General features: G+C 65.4%; 15 protein-coding genes. 12 read left to right on the top strand and 3 right to left on the bottom strand.

Annotation, left to right across the window (positions count from 1 at the left end; all coding sequences use genetic code 11):
- Positions 1-57: 57 nt before the first annotated feature.
- From FHP25_RS40870 to FHP25_RS19910, 11 genes are all read left to right on the top strand, one after another.
- A complete protein-coding gene (locus FHP25_RS40870; protein ID WP_178133649.1) occupies positions 58-228 on the top strand; it encodes a hypothetical protein in 171 nt (56 codons plus the stop codon).
- Positions 229-446: 218 nt separating this feature from the next.
- Positions 447-1,235, top strand: a complete 789-nt coding sequence (locus FHP25_RS19955; protein WP_147848792.1) for an ABC transporter ATP-binding protein — start codon at positions 447-449, stop codon at positions 1,233-1,235.
- 1 nt (position 1,236) lies between these two features.
- Positions 1,237-1,950: an ABC transporter ATP-binding protein gene (locus FHP25_RS19950; RefSeq protein ID WP_147848720.1), complete on the top strand. Its 714-nt coding sequence runs from the start codon at positions 1,237-1,239 to the stop codon at positions 1,948-1,950.
- A gap of 11 nt (positions 1,951-1,961) precedes the next feature.
- A complete protein-coding gene (locus FHP25_RS19945; protein WP_147848719.1) occupies positions 1,962-2,867 on the top strand; it encodes a branched-chain amino acid ABC transporter permease in 906 nt (301 codons plus the stop codon).
- Positions 2,868-2,870: 3 nt separating this feature from the next.
- Positions 2,871-3,932, top strand: a complete 1,062-nt coding sequence (locus FHP25_RS19940; protein ID WP_218578470.1) for a branched-chain amino acid ABC transporter permease — start codon at positions 2,871-2,873, stop codon at positions 3,930-3,932.
- Positions 3,933-4,023: 91 nt separating this feature from the next.
- Entirely contained in the window at positions 4,024-5,247 is a 1,224-nt protein-coding gene (locus FHP25_RS19935; RefSeq protein ID WP_147848718.1) for an ABC transporter substrate-binding protein, read from the top strand.
- A 145-nt stretch (positions 5,248-5,392) separates the two neighbouring features.
- Positions 5,393-6,616 (top strand): ABC transporter substrate-binding protein, encoded by a 1,224-nt coding sequence (locus tag FHP25_RS19930; protein ID WP_147848717.1) that lies wholly within the window; start codon positions 5,393-5,395, stop codon positions 6,614-6,616.
- A gap of 148 nt (positions 6,617-6,764) precedes the next feature.
- Positions 6,765-7,988 carry an ABC transporter substrate-binding protein gene (locus FHP25_RS19925; RefSeq protein WP_147848716.1) on the top strand — a complete coding sequence of 408 codons (1,224 nt, stop codon included), beginning with the start codon at positions 6,765-6,767 and terminating at the stop codon, positions 7,986-7,988.
- Positions 7,989-8,373: 385 nt separating this feature from the next.
- Positions 8,374-9,597: an ABC transporter substrate-binding protein gene (locus FHP25_RS19920; protein WP_147848715.1), complete on the top strand. Its 1,224-nt coding sequence runs from the start codon at positions 8,374-8,376 to the stop codon at positions 9,595-9,597.
- 182 nt (positions 9,598-9,779) lie between these two features.
- A complete protein-coding gene (locus tag FHP25_RS19915; protein ID WP_147848714.1) occupies positions 9,780-11,003 on the top strand; it encodes an ABC transporter substrate-binding protein in 1,224 nt (407 codons plus the stop codon).
- Between the two features lie 206 nt (positions 11,004-11,209).
- Complete coding sequence (locus FHP25_RS19910; RefSeq protein ID WP_147848713.1) at positions 11,210-12,379, top strand: ABC transporter substrate-binding protein; 1,170 nt, start codon at positions 11,210-11,212, stop codon at positions 12,377-12,379.
- A 49-nt stretch (positions 12,380-12,428) separates the two neighbouring features.
- Here the strand turns inward: FHP25_RS19910 and FHP25_RS19905 are convergent, their stop codons facing one another.
- A complete protein-coding gene (locus FHP25_RS19905) occupies positions 12,429-12,968 on the bottom strand; it encodes an EF-hand domain-containing protein (protein WP_147848712.1) in 540 nt (179 codons plus the stop codon).
- 187 nt (positions 12,969-13,155) lie between these two features.
- Between FHP25_RS19905 and gor the strand changes: the two genes are divergently transcribed.
- The gene (gor, locus tag FHP25_RS19900) at positions 13,156-14,538 is read left to right on the top strand and encodes a glutathione-disulfide reductase (protein WP_147848711.1); all 1,383 of its coding nucleotides are present in this window, start codon (positions 13,156-13,158) and stop codon (positions 14,536-14,538) included.
- A 152-nt stretch (positions 14,539-14,690) separates the two neighbouring features.
- Here the strand turns inward: gor and FHP25_RS19895 are convergent, their stop codons facing one another.
- The gene (locus FHP25_RS19895) at positions 14,691-15,941 is read right to left on the bottom strand and encodes a cytochrome P450 (protein ID WP_147848710.1); all 1,251 of its coding nucleotides are present in this window, start codon (positions 15,939-15,941) and stop codon (positions 14,691-14,693) included.
- Between the two features lie 79 nt (positions 15,942-16,020).
- Positions 16,021-17,811 (bottom strand): acyl-CoA dehydrogenase, encoded by a 1,791-nt coding sequence (locus FHP25_RS19890; protein ID WP_147848709.1) that lies wholly within the window; start codon positions 17,809-17,811, stop codon positions 16,021-16,023.
- Positions 17,812-17,877: the final 66 nt, after the last annotated feature.

Genomic DNA, 17,877 nt, shown 5'->3' with positions numbered 1-17,877 from the left:
GATCTCCCCACAGACCTGCCGGGCGAGGGGGGAACGGCAGGCGCGGCATGCCACGGCGTGGCGCCCGATATCGACTGGCGGCCGCCGGACTGTCAACCCAATGAACATGAACTGCGGCCAAATGGCGGCGTGATCCGGCCGCTATGCCGGCCGCCGGCGTGGCAGCTCAAGCGCCGTCGAAATGTCGAGCCGCTGCGCGCATGCATCGATTTTCGCCATGTCGGGTGACGACGACACCGGCTATTGAATCCGGCCCGCTTATAGGCCAAGGTGCGCGCCGCTGAACGGGCGTACACAAGCCCGCAACTGTTTGGGAGAACACGTATTTCCGCAATGCGGCATGTTTGGTGGCGCGATGCCGGTCAGACAACCGCAAGCTGGGCGTGTGCTCTGCAGGGAGGAGGTTGAGACTGGTGTCCACCGCTATGGAAGCGGCCGCGGCCCGTATGTCCTCGCGACCGCACGGCGCTGAGCCGCAATTGAGTGTGCGTGGTGTCTCGGTACGGTTCGGCGGCATCGTCGCGCTTGACGGCATCACCTTCGACGTCTTTCCCGGCCAGATTGCCGGCCTGATCGGGCCCAACGGCGCCGGCAAGACGACCCTGTTCAACTGCCTCAGCCGGCTCTACGTGCCTAATGACGGCGATATCCTGTTCGAGGGCCGCTCGATCCTCGACGCGCCGCGTCATGACATCCCCGTGATCGGTATCGCGCGCACGTTCCAGAACGTGGCACTGTTCGACCGCATGAGCGTGCTCGACAACGTCAAGGTCGGCTACCACAGCAAGGGATCCAGCGGCTTCTTCGCGAACGCTTTGCGCCTACCTTCGGTCCGTAACGAGGAGGCGCGGATCACGGCGCGGGCGATGGAACTGCTCGAGTTCATGGACCTGTTGCCATACGCGGCGATGCCGGCGGGGCCGTTGCCGTTCCCGATCCGCAAGCGGGTGGAGTTGGCGCGCGCGCTGGCCTCGGCCCCGAAGCTCCTGCTGCTCGACGAGCCGGCGGCCGGCCTCAATCACGACGAGATCGAGGTCCTGAAGGGCCAGATCAAGCGGGTGCGGGACCTGCAGCACGTCACGGTGCTGCTCGTCGAGCACCACATGAGTCTTGTGATGAGCGTGTCGGACAAGGTCGTGGCCATCGACTTCGGCCGCAAGATCGCCGACGGCACGCCGGCGGAAGTCCAGCGCGATCCCGAAGTGATCCGCGCCTATCTCGGGACCTCGTCGTAGCATGGTGGCTCTTCTCGAAGTCAATGGGCTCAGGGCCTTCTACGGCCAGACCCAGGCGCTGTATGATGTCGCCTTCGCCCTGGAGCAGGGCGGAATCACGACGCTGCTGGGCGCCAACGGCGCCGGCAAGACCACGACGCTGCGGGCGATCTGCAACATGGTGCGCACCGAAGGCCGCGTGGCCTTCGACGGCCAGCCGATCACCGGCCGTGCCACCGAGTCGATCGTGCGGCTGGGTGTGGCGCACGTGCCCGAGGGCCGCGGCACGTTCACCACGCTCACGGTCGAGGAGAACCTGCGCATCGCCGCTTACACGCGCGGGCGCAGCGCCGAGGTCAAGCGCGACCTCGACCAGGTGTTCGAATACTTCCCGCGCCTGCGCGAGCGCATCCAGCAGCAGGCCGGCACCTTGTCCGGCGGCGAGCAGCAGATGCTGGCGGTCAGCCGGGCGCTGATGCTGCGGCCGCGGCTGATGCTGCTGGACGAACCGTCCTTCGGCCTGGCGCCGCTGATCGTCCAGGAGATCTTCCGCATCCTGCGGCGCATCAACGAAGAATCGAAGGTCAGCATGCTGCTGGTCGAGCAGAACGCCGCGCTCGCGCTCGACCTGGCCGATCACGCCTATGTGCTCGAAACCGGCCGCGTGGTGATGGCCGGCCCATCCTCGGTCGTGAAGAACGACGAGAACATCCGCAAATCCTATCTCGGCTACTGAGGGGCGGCACCATGGAACAGCTTATCCAGCAGGTCGCCTCCGGCCTCGCCAACGGCGCCATCTACGCCTGTGTCGCGCTGGCCCTGGTCATGATCTTCGTGTCGACCGACCACATCAATTTCGCCCAGGGCGAGATGGCGATGTTCAGCACGTACATCTCCTGGCAGCTCATCCAGTGGGGCCTGGACTACTGGATCGCATTCTTCGCCGCCGTAGCGATCTCTTTCGTGGCCGGCGTGCTGATCGAGCGCATCGTGCTGCGGCCGCTGCATACGGCACCGGTGCTGTCGATCATCGTCGTCTTCATCGGCCTGCTGGCCATCTGCAATTCCGTGGCAGGCACGGTGTGGAGCTACCTGATCAAGGAGTATCCGACGCCGTTTCCCAAGGAGGTGTTCGGGTTCTCCGGCCTGATCGGGGCCCATCAGCTCGGGGTTGTCGTCGTCACGCTGCTCGTCCTGTCGCTGCTGTTCGTCTTCTTCCGATACACGCCCCTGGGCCTGGCGATGCGTGCGGCGGCGCAGAACCCCGTCTCGGCCCGCCTCGCCGGCGTGCGGGTCGACTGGATGCTGGCGCTGGGCTGGGGATTGGCCGCCGCGGTCGGCGCCGTCGCCGGGATGATGGTGGCGCATATCGTCTATCTCGACCCCAACATGATGGCCGGCATCCTGCTCTACGCCTTCGCCGGCGCCCTGCTGGGCGGCATCTCCAGCCCAGGCGGCGCCGTGCTGGGCGGCTTCATGGTCGGCGTGCTCGAGAACCTGGTGGCCTATCTCGGCAACGCCATCGAGAAGGGGTTCGGCGTCTACATCATCGGCAACGGCGAGAAGCTGACGGTGGCGCTGATCATCGTCATCACCGTGCTCACCCTGAAGCCCAGCGGCCTGTTCGGCCGCGTCGTCGTGAAGAGGGTGTGAGCCATGACGACCGCCACTCCCGCCGACACTGCCACCACCCCCGCCGTTCCGGCGTCGCCGATGGCGGCCGCCGGCGCCGACCGCCGCTGGGTCTGGATCGTCGTCGCCGCGGCTGCGGCCTTGCCGCTGCTGCGGTCGGTCGTGCCCGACATCATCTCGGACTACCGCCTGTTCCTGATGAGCACCATGATGATCGCGGCCATCGCGGTGCTCGGGCTCAATCTGCTGACCGGCTTCAACGGCCAGATCTCGCTGGGCCATGGCGCCTTCTACGCTGTCGGCGCCTATACGGCTGCGATCCTGATGGACAAGCTCAGCCTGCCCTACTGGACGCTGCTGCCGATCGTGGCCGTGGTCTGCTTCGTCGTCGGATTCCTGTTCGGCCTGCCGGCGCTGCGCCTGGAAGGCCACTATCTCGCGTTGGCGACGTTCGCACTGGCGCTGGCAGTGCCGCAGATGCTGAAATACAGGTGGCTTGAAGACCTGACCGGCGGCGTGCAGGGGATCGTGCTGCTCAAGCCGGAAGCGCCGTTCGGCCTGCCGCTGACCGAAGACCAGTGGCTCTACTACTACTGCCTGATTGTCACTGTGCTGCTTTTCTGGGCAGCATGGAACCTGCTGCGCGGCCGCAGCGGGCGCGCCATGATGGCGATTCGCGACCATAGCATGGCTGCCGGCACGATGGGCATCGATACGGCCCGCTACAAGACGGTCACGTTCGGCATCAGCGCCGCCTACACCGGCATCGCCGGGGCGCTGTCGGCCAGCGCCATCGCCTTCGTGGCGCCGGACAGCTTCGGCTTCTTCCTGTCGATCTCGCTGCTGATCGGCCTGGTGGTGGGCGGCGTCGCGTCGCTGCCCGGCTCGATCATCGGCGGCATCTTCACCGTGCTGGTCCAGAACTCGGCGCAGGCGCTGTCGAACTTCGTCAAGAACGATATCGGCCTGCCATATGACCTGTCGCCCTATTCGGTCTACGGCATCCTGCTGCTGGTGCTGATGTACGTCATGCCGACCGGCATTGCCGGCGGCGTGGTGATGGCGTGGCGTCGACTGCGGCGATAGTCCGCGGCGGTGCGAGGGAGGTTCGCCCAGGTTTCTGCAACCGCCAAAACGGCGCGCCGCCAACGGCGCTGCCCCAGGGAGAATAAGCGTAATGTCTGTCACAAGGCGTGGTTTCGTCGTCGGCGCGTCGTCGGCGACGATGCTCGCGGGAGCGGCTGCCCATGCGCAAGGCAAGGGCAAGTACGACGACGGCGCGAGCGACACTGAGATCAAGATCGGCAACACCATGCCGTATAGCGGGCCGGCGTCGGCTTACGGCGTCATCGGCAAGGCGATCGACGCCTACTTCAAGATGGTGAACGACAAGGGTGGCATCAACGGCCGCAAGGTGAAGTTCATCTCCCTGGACGACGCCTACAGCCCGCCCAAGATCGTCGAGGCGGCGCGTCAGCTCGTCGAGCAGGAAAAGGTTCTTTGCCTGTTCAACACGCTGGGCACGCCGACCAACACCGCGATCCACAAGTACATGAATCTCAAGAAGGTGCCGCACCTGTTCCTGGCGACCGGGGCCTCGAAGTGGGGCAAGCCCAAGGAGTTCCCGTGGACGATGGGCTGGCAGCCCGACTACCACACCGAAGGCGTCATCTTCGCCAAGCACATCCTGGCCAATGTCAAGGATGCGAAGATCGCGGTGCTGATGCAGAACGACGACTACGGCAAGGACTACTACGAGGGCTTCCGTGAGGGCCTGGGCAAGGACGTCAGCAAGATCGTCAAGCACGTGACCTACGAGGTGACCGATCCGACGGTCGACTCGCAGATCATCCAGCTCAAGGATTCGGGCGCCAACGCCTTCTTCAACATCGCCACGCCGAAGTTCGCCGCGCAGGCGATCCGCAAGGCGGCCGATATTGGCTGGAAGCCGGCACACTATCTGAACAACGTGTCGGCCTCGGTGGCGGCGGTCATGAAGCCGGCCGGCTACGACAACGGCCAGGACATCATCACGGCCGCCTATCTGAAGGATCCTACGGACAAGCAGTGGGATGGCGCGGACGACATGAAGGCGTGGCGCGAGTGGATGGCGAAGTACAATCCCGGCGCCAACATGGGCGATGGCTTCAATGTCTACGGCTATGCCGTTGCCGCCACGCTCGAGAAGACGCTGGAGCAGTGCGGCAACGAGCTGACCCGGGCGAACCTGATGAAGCAGGCCGCCAATCTCAAGAAGCTCGTGGTGCCGCTGCTGCTGCCCGGCATCACCGTCAATACCAGCCCGACCGACTTCTACCCGATCCAGTCGATGCGGCTGCAGCGCTTCAAAGGCGAGACCTGGGAGTTGTTCGGCGACGTCATGTCGAACGAGAGCGCCTGATCTTTCCGCGACTTGTCGGTGCTCTGACGGCCGCCGGGTTTCCTGGCGGCCGTTTGCTTAAGCGGGGGGCTTCACGGTCGCGCAAAAACGACGCATCCTTCCGGCTGTACCGGGCAGCAGTCCCGGCATGATCGGGAGGAATTCGATGAGGACGACCAGGCGTGGCTTTGTTGGTAGTGCGTCGGCGGCGACGGCGTTGCTCGCCGCGGGCGTGGCATATGGCCAGAAGGGCAAGTATGACGACGGCGCGAGCGACACTGAGATCAAGATCGGCAACACCAATCCGTACAGCGGCCCGGCGTCGTCGTACGGGATCATCGGCAAGTCCATCGACGCCTACTGGAGGATGGTCAACGACCAGGGCGGCATCAACGGCCGCAAGGTGAGATTCATCTCCCTGGACGACGGCTACAGCCCACCCAAGACGGTGGAGGTGGTGCGCCAGCTCGTCGAGCAGGAGAAGGTGCTCTGCCTCTTCAACACCCTGGGCACCGCGCCCAACACCGCCATTCAGAAATATGCGAACCTCAAGAAGGTGCCGCACCTGTTCCTGGCGACCGGGGCCTCGAAGTGGGGCAAGCCCAAGGAGTTCCCGTGGACGATGGGCTGGCAGCCCGACTACCACACCGAGGGTGTGATCTTCGCCAAGCACCTGCTGGCCAACGTCAAGGACCCGAAGATCGCGGTGCTGATGCAGAACGACGATTACGGCAAGGACTACTACGAGGGCTTCCGCGAGGGCCTGGGCAAGGACGTCGGCAAGATCGTCAAGCATGTGACCTACGAGGTGACCGATCCGACGGTCGACTCGCAGATCATTCAGCTCAAGGACTCCGGCGCCAACGCCTTCTTCAACATCACGACGCCGAAGTTCGCCGCGCAGGCGATCCGCAAGGCCGCCGAGATCGGCTGGAAGCCGGCGCACTATCTGAACAATGTGTCAGCATCGGTGGCGGTGGTCATGAAGCCGGCCGGCTTCGAGAACGGCCAGGACATCATCACGGCGCAGTATCTCAAGGATCCCACCGACAAGCAGTGGGACGACAGCGACGACATGAAGGCATGGCGCGCGTGGATGGTGAAATACAACACCAGCGCCAGCCTTGGAGACGCCTTCGCGGTGTTCGGCTACGCCGTCGCTGCCACGATGCACAAGACGCTGGAGCAATGCGGCAACGATCTGACCCGCGCCAACGTGATGAAGCAGGCCGCCAGCCTCAAGAAGCTGGTCGTGCCGATGCTGCTGCCGGGGATCACCGTCAACACCAGCCCGACCGACTTCTATCCGATCCAGTCGATTCGGCTGCAGCGCTTCAAGGGTGAGACCTGGCAGCTGTTCGGCGATGTGATGTCGAACGAAAGCACCTGATCGGCCCGGCAGTGATCGATTGCATGACGGCCGCCGGGAATCTCCGGCGGCCGTTTTGCTCGACAAGAGGCTTCACTAGCCCGCAGAAACGACGCATCCTTTCAATTGTACCGGGCGACAAGCCCGAGCTGCTTGGGAGGAAAAGGCGATGAGAACAACTCGGCGTGGTTTTGTTGGTGGTGCGTCGGCGGTGATGGCGTTGCTCACCGGTGGCGTCGCGTACGGGCAGAAGGGCAAGTACGACGAGGGTGCCAGCGACACGGAGATCAAGATCGGGCACACCAATCCCTATAGCGGTCCGGCCTCGGCCTACGGCGCGATCGGCCGGGCGGAAGAAGCCTACTGGAAGATGGTGAACGACAAGGGCGGCATCAACGGCCGCAAGGTGCGGTTCATCACCTTGGATGACGGCTACAGCCCGCCGAAGACCGTCGAGGTGGTGCGCCAGCTGGTGGAGCAGGAGAAGGTGTTCTGCCTGTTCAACACCCTGGGCACGGCGACCAATACGGCGATCCAGAAATATCTGAACCTCAAGAAGGTGCCGCAGCTGTTCGTGGCCACGGGCGCCTCCAAGTGGGGCAAGCCCAAGGAGTTCCCATGGACGATGGGCTGGCAGCCCGACTATCACACCGAGGCCGTGATCTACGCCAAGCACCTGCTGGCCAACATCAAGGATGCGAAGATCGCGGTGCTGATGCAGAACGACGACTACGGCAAGGACTACTACGACGGCTTCCGTGAGGGCCTGGGCAAGGACGTCGACAAGATCGTCCGCCATGTGACGTTCGAGGTGACCGATCCGACGGTCGATTCACAGGTGATCCAGCTCAAGGACAGCGGCGCCAACACCTTCTTCAACATCGCCTCGCCCAAGGCCGCCGCCCAGGCGATCCGCAAGGCCGCCGATATCGGCTGGAAACCCCATCATTACCTGAACAACGTCTCGGGCTCGGTGGCGGCGGTACTGAAGCCGGCCGGCTTGGAGAACAGCCAGGGCATCATCACGGCGGCCTACATCAAGGATGCCACCGACAAGCAGTGGGACAACGACGCCGACATGAAGGCGTGGCGCGACTGGATGGCCAAGTACAATCCGGCCGCCAATCCCGCGGACGCCGGCAACATCTACGCCTATGCCGTGTGCTTCACGCTTCACACGGCGCTGGAACGGTGCGGCAACGAGCTCACGCGCGCCAACCTGATGAAGCAGGCCGCCGGCTTCAAGAAGCTCGCGGTGCCGCTGCTGCTGCCAGGCATCACCGTCAACACCAGCGCGACCGACTTCTATCCGATCCAGTCGGTTCGCCTGGCCAGGTTCGCCGGCGAGATCTGGGAGCTGTTCGGCGACGTGATGTCCCACGAAAGCGCCTAGCACCGCCTATCGGTGGAAGATGAGTCGCGACTGTCATCCCGAGCGTGGCGAGGGATCTCCTGCGAGTGGCGCACTGTGCGTCCGACGCGGGAGATCCCTCTCCTGAGCCTGTCGAAGGGGCGTTCGGGATGACGGATGTATCAGCGATCTGCGATTCCCGGCACTGGCGTCCGCGATCACCAGAAGGTGACGACGACTGTCATCCCGGAGCGGGGTGAGGGATTTTCCGGCAATGTGCCCGGCGCCTCATCGCAAAAGCGCGCCTCCTGCCCGTGAGGATGGCGGTGTTCGGCAGATCATAGAGAAGGCTTTCCGTCCGCGCCGAATCGACGCATCCTTCCAGGCGTACCGGGCAGCAGTCCCGGCTTGAACGGGAGGAAAATCGATGAGGACGACGACAAGGCGCGGGTTTGTCGGTGGCGCCACGGCGGCGACGGCGTTGCTGGCCGGCGGCGTGGCGCATGCGAAGGGCAAGTACGACGAGGGCGCCAGCGACACCGAAATCAAGATCGGGCACACCAACCCCTACAGCGGCCCGGCGTCGGCTTATGGTGTCATCGGCCGGTCGGAAGAAGCCTATTGGAAGATGGTGAACGACAAGGGCGGCATCAACGGCCGCAAGGTCAGGTTCATCACGATGGATGACGGCTACAGCCCGCCCAAGACGGTCGAGGTGGTGCGCCAGATGGTGGAGCAGGACAAGGTGCTCTGCCTGTTCAACACGCTGGGCACGCCGACCAACACCGCGATCCACAAATACGTGAACCTCAAGAAGATACCGCACCTGTTCGTGGCCACAGGCGCATCCAAGTGGGGCAAGCCCAAGGAATTCCCGTGGACGATGGGCTGGCAGCCCGACTACCACACCGAAGGCGTGATCTACGCCAAGCACATGCTGGCGAACGTCAAGGACCCGAAGATCGCCGTGCTGATGCAGAACGACGACTATGGCAAGGACTATTACGAGGGGTTGCGCGACGGTCTGGGCAAGGACGTCGGCAGGATCGTCAAGCACGTGACCTATGAAGTAACCGACCCGACGGTCGATTCACAGGTCATCCAGCTCAAGGATACCGGCGCCAACGCCTTCTTCAACATCACGACGCCGAAATTCGCCGCCCAGGCCATACGCAAGTCGGCCGAGATCGGCTGGAAGCCGGCCCACTATCTGAACAACGTGTCCGTTTCGGTGGCCTCCGTGATGAAGCCGGCTGGCTTCGAGAACAGCCAGGACATCATCACGGCCTTCTACCTGAAGGACCCCACCGACAAGCAGTTCGACAAGGACGAGGACATGAAGGTGTGGCGTGAGTGGATGGCCAAATACAACCCCGGCGGCAGCACGGCTGACGCCGCCAACGTGCTCGCCTATGCCGTCTGCTACACCATGCAGAAGACCCTGGAGCAGTGCGGCAACGACCTCACGCGCGAGAACCTGATGCGCCAGGCGGCCAACCTCAAGAAGCTCGCGGTGCCGCTGCTGCTGCCCGGCATCGTGGTCAACACCAGCCCCACGGACTTCTATCCGATCCAGTCGGTGCGGCTGGCGAAGTTCAAGGGTGAAAGCTGGGAACTGTTCGGTGACGTGATGTCCCACGAGAACGCCTGATCCTAAGGGCTTCAAAAAGCGGAACGACCGCCGCTACCGTCCGGCGGTCGTTTCACTTGGACCTGCCTGCCGGCACGCCGACTCGAATATCGCGTAACGGAATTTCGCTTCCCGGCCATGCCGAATAGCAGCATCCTCCCCTGGTACCGGGCGTCAGTCCCGGCTCGAACGGGAGGATCATCATGAGCACGACGAGACGTGGTTTCGTAGGAGGAGCGTCGGCGACGGCTGCCCTGCTGGCGGCGGGCGCCGTGCACGCGCAGAAGGGCAAGTATGACGAGGGTGCCAGCGACACCGAGATCAAGATCGGCCACACCAACCCGTATAGCGGCCCGGCCTCGTCCTATGGCGTGATCGGCCGCGCCATCGATGGCTATTGGCGGATGGTGAACGACCAGGGCGGCATCAACGGCCGCAAGATCAAATTCATCTCGCTGGACGACGGCTACAGCCCGCCGAAGACGGTCGAGGTGGTGCGCCAGCTGGTCGAGCAGGAGAAGGTGCTGTGCACCTTCAACACGCTGGGCACGCCGACCAACACCGCGATCCACAAGTACATGAACCTCAAGAAGGTGCCGCACCTGTTCGTGGCGACAGGCGCATCCAAATGGGGGCAGCCGAAGGAATATCCATGGACGATGGGCTTCCAGCCCGACTACCACACCGAGGCCGTGATCTACGCCAAGCACATCCTGGCCAACGTCAACGACCCAAAGGTCGCCGTGCTGATGCAGAACGACGACTACGGCAAGGACTACTACGAGGGCTTCCGCGAAGGCCTGGGCAAGGAGGTCGGCCGGATCGTCAAGCACGCGACCTACGAGGTGACCGATCCGACTGTCGATTCGCAGGTCATCCAGCTCAAGGACTCCGGCGCCAACGTCTTCTTCAACATCTCCATCCCCAAGTTCGCCGCCCAGGCGATGCGCAAGGCGGCCGAGATCGGATGGCGGCCGGAGCAGTACCTCAACAACGTGTCCGGCCAGGTGTCGACAACGATGAAGCCGGCCGGCTTTGAGAACGTGCAAGGGGTCATCACCGCGGCCTGGCTTCGGGACCCGACGGATCATCAGTGGGACAAGGATCCCGAGATGCTGGCTTGGCGCGACTGGATGGCCAAGTACAATCCCGGTGGAAACGTCCAGGACGTGAATTACGTCTATGCCTACGCGGTGTCGTTCACGATGCAGGAGACGTTGAAGAAGTGCGGCGACGAGCTCACCCGGGCGAACCTGATGCGCCAAGCCGCCAGCCATCAGCAGCTCCACGTGCCGCTGCTGCTACCCGGCATCACGGTCAGCACCAGCCCCACCGACTTCTATCCGGTCCAGGCGGTGCGTCTGCAGCGCTTCAAGGGCGAGACCTGGGAGCTGTTCGGCGAGGTGCTGGCGGCCGAAAGCTCCTGATCAAGATGCCTGCGGGCCGACGGCCGCCGGAGACCCGGCGGCCGTTGCCATGTCCGACAGGTTCGTCAAGCGGAAGTGGCGGCTGGTCGCCGGCGGGTGTCGGTGCCAGTCTTCAGCTGGTCGCCGGCAGCGGCCCATGAGGGAGGACGATTTTGGCAAGCATCACACGCAGGACGTTGGTTGGTGGCGCTTCAGCGCTGGCCCTGATGCCGGCAACGGCGAGCGCCCAGAAGAAGTACGATCCCGGCGTTTCCGATACCGAGATCAAGCTCGGACATACCAATCCCTATAGCGGCCCGCTGTCGGCCTACGGTGCGATCGGCCAGGCGATCAAGGCCTACTGGGCGATGGTGAACGACACCGGCGGCATCAACGGCCGCAAGGTGAACTTCCTGACCTATGACGACGGCTACTCGACGCCCAAGACGGTCGAGCTGGTGCGCAAGCTGGTCGAGGAGGACCAGGTGCTGGCGATCTACCAGCTGCTGGGCACGCCCACCAACACGGCCGTTCACAAATACCTGAATGCCAAGAAGGTGCCGCAGCTCTTCGTCGCCACCGGCGCCTCCAAATGGGGCGACCCGAAGCACTTCCCGTGGACCATGGGCTGGCAGCCGGACTACGCCACCGAAGCCGGCATCTACGCCAAGCATATCCTGGCGACGGTGAAGAATCCCAAGATCGCGATCCTGTGGCAGAACGACGACTCCGGTAAGGACTATGTCGCCGGCTTCATGAAGGGTCTGGGCAAGGAGAACGAGAAGCTCGTCGTTGCCTCGGTCAGCTACGAGGTCACCGATCCGACAGTCGATTCGCAGATCATCCAGCTCAAGAATTCGGGCGCCAACGTCTTCTTCGACGACGCCGCGCCCAAGGCGGCGGCACAGGCCATCCGCAAGGCCGGCGAGCTCGGCTGGAAGCCCGAGGCGTTCTATCTCGCCAATATCTCGGCGTCGGTGACTTCGGTGCTGAAGCCCGCCGGCTATGACAACAGCCAGGGCATCATGACGGCAGCCTATCTGAAGGATCCGAGCGACAAGCAGTGGGAAGCCGCGCCTGACTTCGTGCAGTGGAAGGCGTGGATGGCCAAGTACAACCCCGGCGCCAATCTGGCCGACTCCTTCAATGTCTACGCCTACGCCGTGTCGGCGACCATGCGCGAGGTGCTCAAGCGCTGCGGCGACAATCTCACCCGCGCCAATATCATGAAGCAGGCGGCCAGCCTGCATGGCCTGGAGGTGCCGCTGCTGCTGCCGGGCATCAAGATCAACACCAGCGACACCGATTTCTATCCGATCCAGTCGGTGCGCCTGCAGCGCTTCAAGGGCGAGACCTGGGAGCTGTTCGGTGACGTGCTGACCAACGAGAGCGAGTAGAGCACACGCCCGGAGCGCGCCACTGGAGTGGCGCGCTCCGGCGATCCCCCTATCGCACTGTCGTGCCGCGGCGGTCGCCGCGCGTGGCCTGGGCGACCCGGCACTCGCCGAAGGCCAGCTTCCCGTCCTTGTCGGCGTCGCACCGATCGAAGCGCCTGTCGTCCACCGCCAGCCATTCGGCGCGGCTGATGGTGCCGTCCTTGTCGGTGTCCAGCCGCTTCAGCTGACGCTCGGCGCGTGCCCGCCGGACATCCGTCACAGGTGCGGCCGTGTCGGTCTGAGCATTGACCCCAGCCTGGCTTTTCAGGCTCTGGCCACGGCCGCGGCGGGTGCTTACCAGCTCATCGATCGTGAGGCGCCCGTCCTTGTCGGCATCGAGGCGGTCGAAGACGGTTGCGCGTGCGGCGTGCGATTCGTCGCGGTCGATGTAGCCGTCCTTGTTGGTGTCCAGGCGATCGAACGCGGCGCGCCGCTGGGCGTCGCGGTCCGGCGTGCCGGCGGGGCGGGGCGGGTTCTGCGCCAGGGCGGGCGTGGCCGCCAGCGCGGCAGCGGCCAGCAGGACAGCGATCAGCGGGCGGGAACGGTGCATGACGAATTCCTCCAAGCGGGACGGTTGGCCCGGGTGTTGTTGGCGTTACGCGGACTGTCGGCTCGGCATCCCTTCTGTGCTTCACGTTTTTCTTTCGATGCCGATATGGTTAGGTAGGGACGCGATCATTTGAGGCCGCGAATCTGGCGATATTGCGGCAGTGTTATGCAACTTATAGGAGTGCCCCATGGCGGGCTTCGATTACGATCTCTTTGTCATCGGCGCCGGGTCGGGCGGGGTGCGGGCCAGCCGCATCGCCGCCGGTCATGGCGCGCGCGTCGGCATCTGCGAGGACGACCTCGTGGGCGGCACCTGCGTCATCCGCGGCTGTGTGCCCAAGAAGCTGCTGGTCTACGGCTCGCATGTCGCGGAGGAGGTCGAGGACGCCGCCGCCTATGGCTGGACCATCCCGCACCCGCGCTTCGACTGGCCGACCCTGCGCGACAACGTGCAGAAGGAGGTGATGCGGCTCAACGGTGTCTACAAGAACCTGCTGAAGGGGGCCGGCGTCGAGCTGGTGGTGGGGCGCGGGCGGCTGATGGATGCGCACACCGTCGCGGTCGGCGAGCGCATCGTGACCGCCGACAAGGTGCTGCTCGCGACCGGCGCGCGGCCGTGGCGGCCGGATATCCCCGGCGCCGACCTGGCGATCGTCTCTGACGATGCCTTCCATCTGCCAACTCTACCTAAGCGTGTGGTTATTGTCGGCGGCGGTTACATTGCCGTCGAGTTCGCCGGCATCTTCAACGGGCTGGGCGCCGAGGTCACGATGGTGGTGCGCCGCGAGCGGGTGCTGCGTGGCTTCGACGAGGATTGCCGCCAGGCGGTGCAGGACGGCATGCAGGCCAAGGGCGTCGCCTTCCGCACCCGTGCGCAGATCGTTCGCCTGGAGCGGCGCGGCGGCGCGATCGCGGCCACGTTCGCCGACGACACGGTGCTGGAGGCCGATGTGGTGATGTACGCCACCGGCCGCCATCCCAATATTTCAGGTCTCGGCCTCGACAAGGTCGGGGTCCATCTCGACAAGGCCGGCGCGGTGGCGGTCGACGAGTGGTCGCGCACCACCGTGCCCAGCATCTATGCCATCGGCGACGTCACCAACCGCCTGAACCTGACGCCGGTCGCCATCATGGAAGGGCATTGCTTCGCCGATACGGTATTCGGCAACCGGCCGCGCAAGCCCGATCACCACGACGTGCCGTCGGCCGTCTTCTCGCAGCCGCAGCTCGCCACCGTCGGCCTCAGCGAGGAGCAGGCGCGGCGCGTCCACGGCCAGGTGCACATCTATGAGGCGCGCTTCCGGCCCATGAAGTACACGCTGTCCGGCCGTGAGCAGCGCACCTTCATGAAGCTGGTGGTCGATGCCGCATCCGACCGCGTGGTCGGCGTGCACATGGCGGGCGACGATGCCGCCGAGCTGATCCAGGGCATCGCCATCGCCGTGAAGGCCGGTGCCACCAAGGCGATCTTCGACGCCACGGTCGGCATCCATCCCACGGCTGGCGAGGAGTTCGTCACCATGCGCACACGCCGGCCCGACCCGGCGCCGGCCGCGGAAGCGGCGGAGTAGGTTTTTTTACCTCTCCCGCAAGCGGGAGAGGTCGATGGTCGCGCAAGCGACCGGCGGGTGAGGGGTTCACGCACAGCGCCGAGTCCTTGGGGCCCTCACCCTCCCATCGCTGCGCGATGGGCCCCTCCCTCTCCCGCAAGCGGGAGAGGGGATCACCATGCCACGGGATATTTCGCGAAGCCCCTGAAGCGGGCGCGGCCGCCGCGTACGAAGTCGCCGTCGCGGCGACAGGCCGGAAAGCGCCGGATGAAGCGGTCGAGCGCGATGGTGCCTTCCATGCGCGCCAGGGTCGCGCCCAGGCACATGTGCACGCCGGCGCCGAAGGCGACATGGCGGTTGGGCGTGCGCCCCGCATCGAAGCGGTCGGGCTCGGGGAACTCGGCCGGATCGCGGTTGGCGGCGCCGATGCCGATATGGATGTAGGTGCCGGCCGCCAGCCGCTCGCCGCCGATCTCGGCGTCGGCCATCAGCCGGCGGTTGCCCAGCTGGTTGGAGCTTTCGAAGCGCAGTCCTTCCTCGACACAGCTGCGGATCAATGTCGGATCGGCCTGCAGGCGTGCCAGCTGGTCGGGAAAGCGCAGCAGCGCATCGAGCGTGTTGCCGATCAGGTTGGTGGTGGTCTCGTGCCCGGCGTTGAGCAGGAAGATGCAGTTCTGCACCAGCTCCTCATGCGTGAGGCGCTCGCCATCGACCTCGCCGTGGATCAAGGTGCCCAGCACGTCGTTGTCGTCGGCCGGCCGCTTGCGGCGCGCGCTGATCAGGTCGTCGAGATAGGCCGAGAACTCTGCGACGGCATCGTCGCCGATCCGCTGCTTCTCGGCCGAGATCACCGGCTCCAGCGCGCCCAGGATGGCCAGGGAATAGCGTCGGAACGGACCGCGCTCGGCGCGCGGCACGCCCAGCATGTCGCAGATCACCTCGACCGGCAGGGCGAAGCCGAAATCCTCGATCACGTCCATCCGCCGCGCGTCGGCCGCCTGGTCCAGCAGCTGGTCGACGATGGCCGCGACGCGCGGCTCCAGCGCCTTCAGCGCCCGCGGCGTGAAGGCGGCGGCCAGCAGCCTGCGCACGCGCGTGTGCAGCGGCGGATCGTTGAACACCAGGCTGGTGGTGTGGTGGCGATAGAGCGGCGTGCCGACGCCGAACTTGGGTCCGAACTCGACCTTCTTGTCCGAGCTCATGCGCGCGTCGCGGTAGCAGAGCTGGATATCGGCATAGCGGCTCAGGAAGACGCTGCCGTCGGGCAGGCGCTTGACGGGCGCAAAGCGGCGCAGCGCATGGTAGCGCGGGAAGGGATCATCGAGGAAGTCCCGCGTCAGGCGCGTGAGGTCGAAAGACTCGACGAACGCACGCGCCTTGTCCTCGGGCAGCTCGATGACGCCGGATGTCGATGCGGCATTCATGGGCGCGACCACCTGTATCATACCCCGGAGCGGGGCGTTGCGCCCGCTTATGCGGAGGCCGACGCTTGCGCTCAAGAGGTCAGAACTGCTCCTCCGCCAGCGCGAAGACCGTGCGACCGGCGCTCTTGAGGGGGCCCAGCTGCGCCAGCGCCGGCGGCAGGATCACCTCGGCGTAGAAGCGCGCTGTGACGATCTTGGCCTCGTTGAAGGCGGGGTCGCCCTCGCGGCTGGCGAGCCGCCTGTGGGCCACCAGCGCGCCCTTGGCCAGCATCCAGCCGCCCAGCGCCGTGCCGGCCAGGCGCAGGAAGGGCACCGAGCCGGCCAGCGCCGCGCCGATATCGGCCTTGCCGGTTTCCGCCACCCAGGCGGTGGCGTCATCGAGCGCGTCGGCCGCCTTGGCGACCGCATCCGCCAGCACGGCAGTGTCGTCGCCGGCCACGACCTCCAGCTCCGCGGCCAGGGCCCGCATCTCCGCCGTCAGGCCGCGCATCGTCTCGCCGCCGTCCTTGGCGACCTTGCGGCCGACCAGGTCGCGCGCCTGGATGCCGTTGGTGCCCTCGTAGATCGGCAGGATGCGCGCGTCGCGCAGATGCTGCGCCGCGCCGGTCTCCTCGATGAAGCCCATGCCGCCATGCACCTGCACGCCCAGCGAGGCGATCTCGTTGCCGAGGTCCGTGAACCAGGCCTTCACGATCGGGATCAGCAGGTCGACGCGGTCCTGGGCCTTGCGCCTTGCGTCGGTGTCCGGGTGCTTGAGCGCGCAGTCGATGGCCGCGGCCGTGTAGTAGCCCAGGCCGCGCATCGCCTCGATCTGGCTGCGCATGGTCATCAGCATGCGTCTGATGTCGGCGTGCCGCACGATCGCCACCGGCTTGGGATCGGGCCTGGTGTCGTCCTTGGACTGCACGCGCGTGCGCGCGTAGGCGACGGCCTGCTGGTAGGCGCGCTCGGCGATGGCCAGGCCCTGAACGCCCACGGCCAGCCGGGCGTTGTTCATCATGGTGAACATGTAGGACAGCCCGCGGCCCTCCTCGCCGATGCGCCAGCCGATGGCGCCGCCATCGTCACCGAACGACATCACGCAGGTCGGGCTGGCGTGGATGCCGAGCTTGTGCTCGATCGACACGCAGCGCACGTCATTGCGCTTGCCCGGGCTGCCGTCTGGATTGGGCAGGAGCTTGGGCACGATGAACAGCGAGATGCCGCGCACGCCCGGCGGCGCATCGGGCGTGCGCGCCAGCACCAGGTGCACGATGTTCTCGGCCAGGTCGTGCTCGCCGTAGGTGATGAAGATCTTCTGGCCGGTGATCAGGTAGTGGTCGCCCTGCGGCACGGCGCGGCTGCGCAACTGCGCCAGGTCGGAGCCGGCCTGCGGCTCGGTCAGGTTCATCGTGCCGGTCCAGGCGCCTTCGATCATCCTGGGCAGGTAGGTCGCCTTCTGCTCGGGCGAGCCATGATGATGGATGGCGTCGATGGCGCCCTGGTTCAGCAGCAGCACCAGTCCGAAGCCCATGTTGGCCGACTGCCACATCTCCTGCATGGCCGTCGCCAGGAGCCACGGCATGCCCTGGCCGCCGAATTCGGGATCGAACGGCAGCGAGTTCCAGCCGCCGTCGATGAACTGCCGGTAGACGCCGACGAAGCCCTCGGGTGTGCGCACCACGCCGTTCTCCAGGCGCGATCCCTGCTGGTCGCCGGTGCGGTTCAACGGTGCCAGCACGTTGCCCGACAGCTTGCCCGCTTCCTCCAGCACCGCGTCGATCATGTCGTCGGTGGCGTTCTCGTAGCCGGGCAGGGCGGCGATGTCGGCCTGACCCGCGATCTCGCGCAGGGTGAAACGGATGTCGGCAAGCGGCGCGGCGTAGGTCATGGTCTGGGTCTCGGCAGAATGGTCCGATCCGCACCTTATGTGCGCCGGGCCGGTCCATCAATGTTT

Origin of the sequence: Vineibacter terrae (assembly GCF_008039615.1) — a bacterium.
Taxonomy (GTDB): Bacteria; Pseudomonadota; Alphaproteobacteria; order Reyranellales; family Reyranellaceae; genus Vineibacter; species Vineibacter terrae.
The sequence above is the reverse complement of the archived record's forward strand: the minus strand, read 5'-3'. Positions and strand labels throughout refer to the sequence as shown.

Excerpts from the sequence above, each read along its gene's own strand:
- FHP25_RS19955 (WP_147848792.1), top strand. The coding sequence starts at position 447 with ATGTCCTCGCGACCGCACGGCGCTGAGCCGCAATTGAGTGTGCGTGGT.
- FHP25_RS19950 (WP_147848720.1), top strand. The coding sequence starts at position 1,237 with ATGGTGGCTCTTCTCGAAGTCAATGGGCTCAGGGCCTTCTACGGCCAG.
- FHP25_RS19945 (WP_147848719.1), top strand. The coding sequence starts at position 1,962 with ATGGAACAGCTTATCCAGCAGGTCGCCTCCGGCCTCGCCAACGGCGCC.
- FHP25_RS19940 (WP_218578470.1), top strand. The coding sequence starts at position 2,871 with ATGACGACCGCCACTCCCGCCGACACTGCCACCACCCCCGCCGTTCCG.
- FHP25_RS19935 (WP_147848718.1), top strand. The coding sequence starts at position 4,024 with ATGTCTGTCACAAGGCGTGGTTTCGTCGTCGGCGCGTCGTCGGCGACG.
- FHP25_RS19930 (WP_147848717.1), top strand. The coding sequence starts at position 5,393 with ATGAGGACGACCAGGCGTGGCTTTGTTGGTAGTGCGTCGGCGGCGACG.
- FHP25_RS19925 (WP_147848716.1), top strand. The coding sequence starts at position 6,765 with ATGAGAACAACTCGGCGTGGTTTTGTTGGTGGTGCGTCGGCGGTGATG.
- FHP25_RS19920 (WP_147848715.1), top strand. The coding sequence starts at position 8,374 with ATGAGGACGACGACAAGGCGCGGGTTTGTCGGTGGCGCCACGGCGGCG.
- FHP25_RS19915 (WP_147848714.1), top strand. The coding sequence starts at position 9,780 with ATGAGCACGACGAGACGTGGTTTCGTAGGAGGAGCGTCGGCGACGGCT.
- FHP25_RS19910 (WP_147848713.1), top strand. The coding sequence starts at position 11,210 with ATGCCGGCAACGGCGAGCGCCCAGAAGAAGTACGATCCCGGCGTTTCC.
- FHP25_RS19905 (WP_147848712.1), bottom strand. The coding sequence starts at position 12,968 with ATGCACCGTTCCCGCCCGCTGATCGCTGTCCTGCTGGCCGCTGCCGCG.
- gor (WP_147848711.1), top strand. The coding sequence starts at position 13,156 with ATGGCGGGCTTCGATTACGATCTCTTTGTCATCGGCGCCGGGTCGGGC.
- FHP25_RS19895 (WP_147848710.1), bottom strand. The coding sequence starts at position 15,941 with ATGAATGCCGCATCGACATCCGGCGTCATCGAGCTGCCCGAGGACAAG.
- FHP25_RS19890 (WP_147848709.1), bottom strand. The coding sequence starts at position 17,811 with ATGACCTACGCCGCGCCGCTTGCCGACATCCGTTTCACCCTGCGCGAG.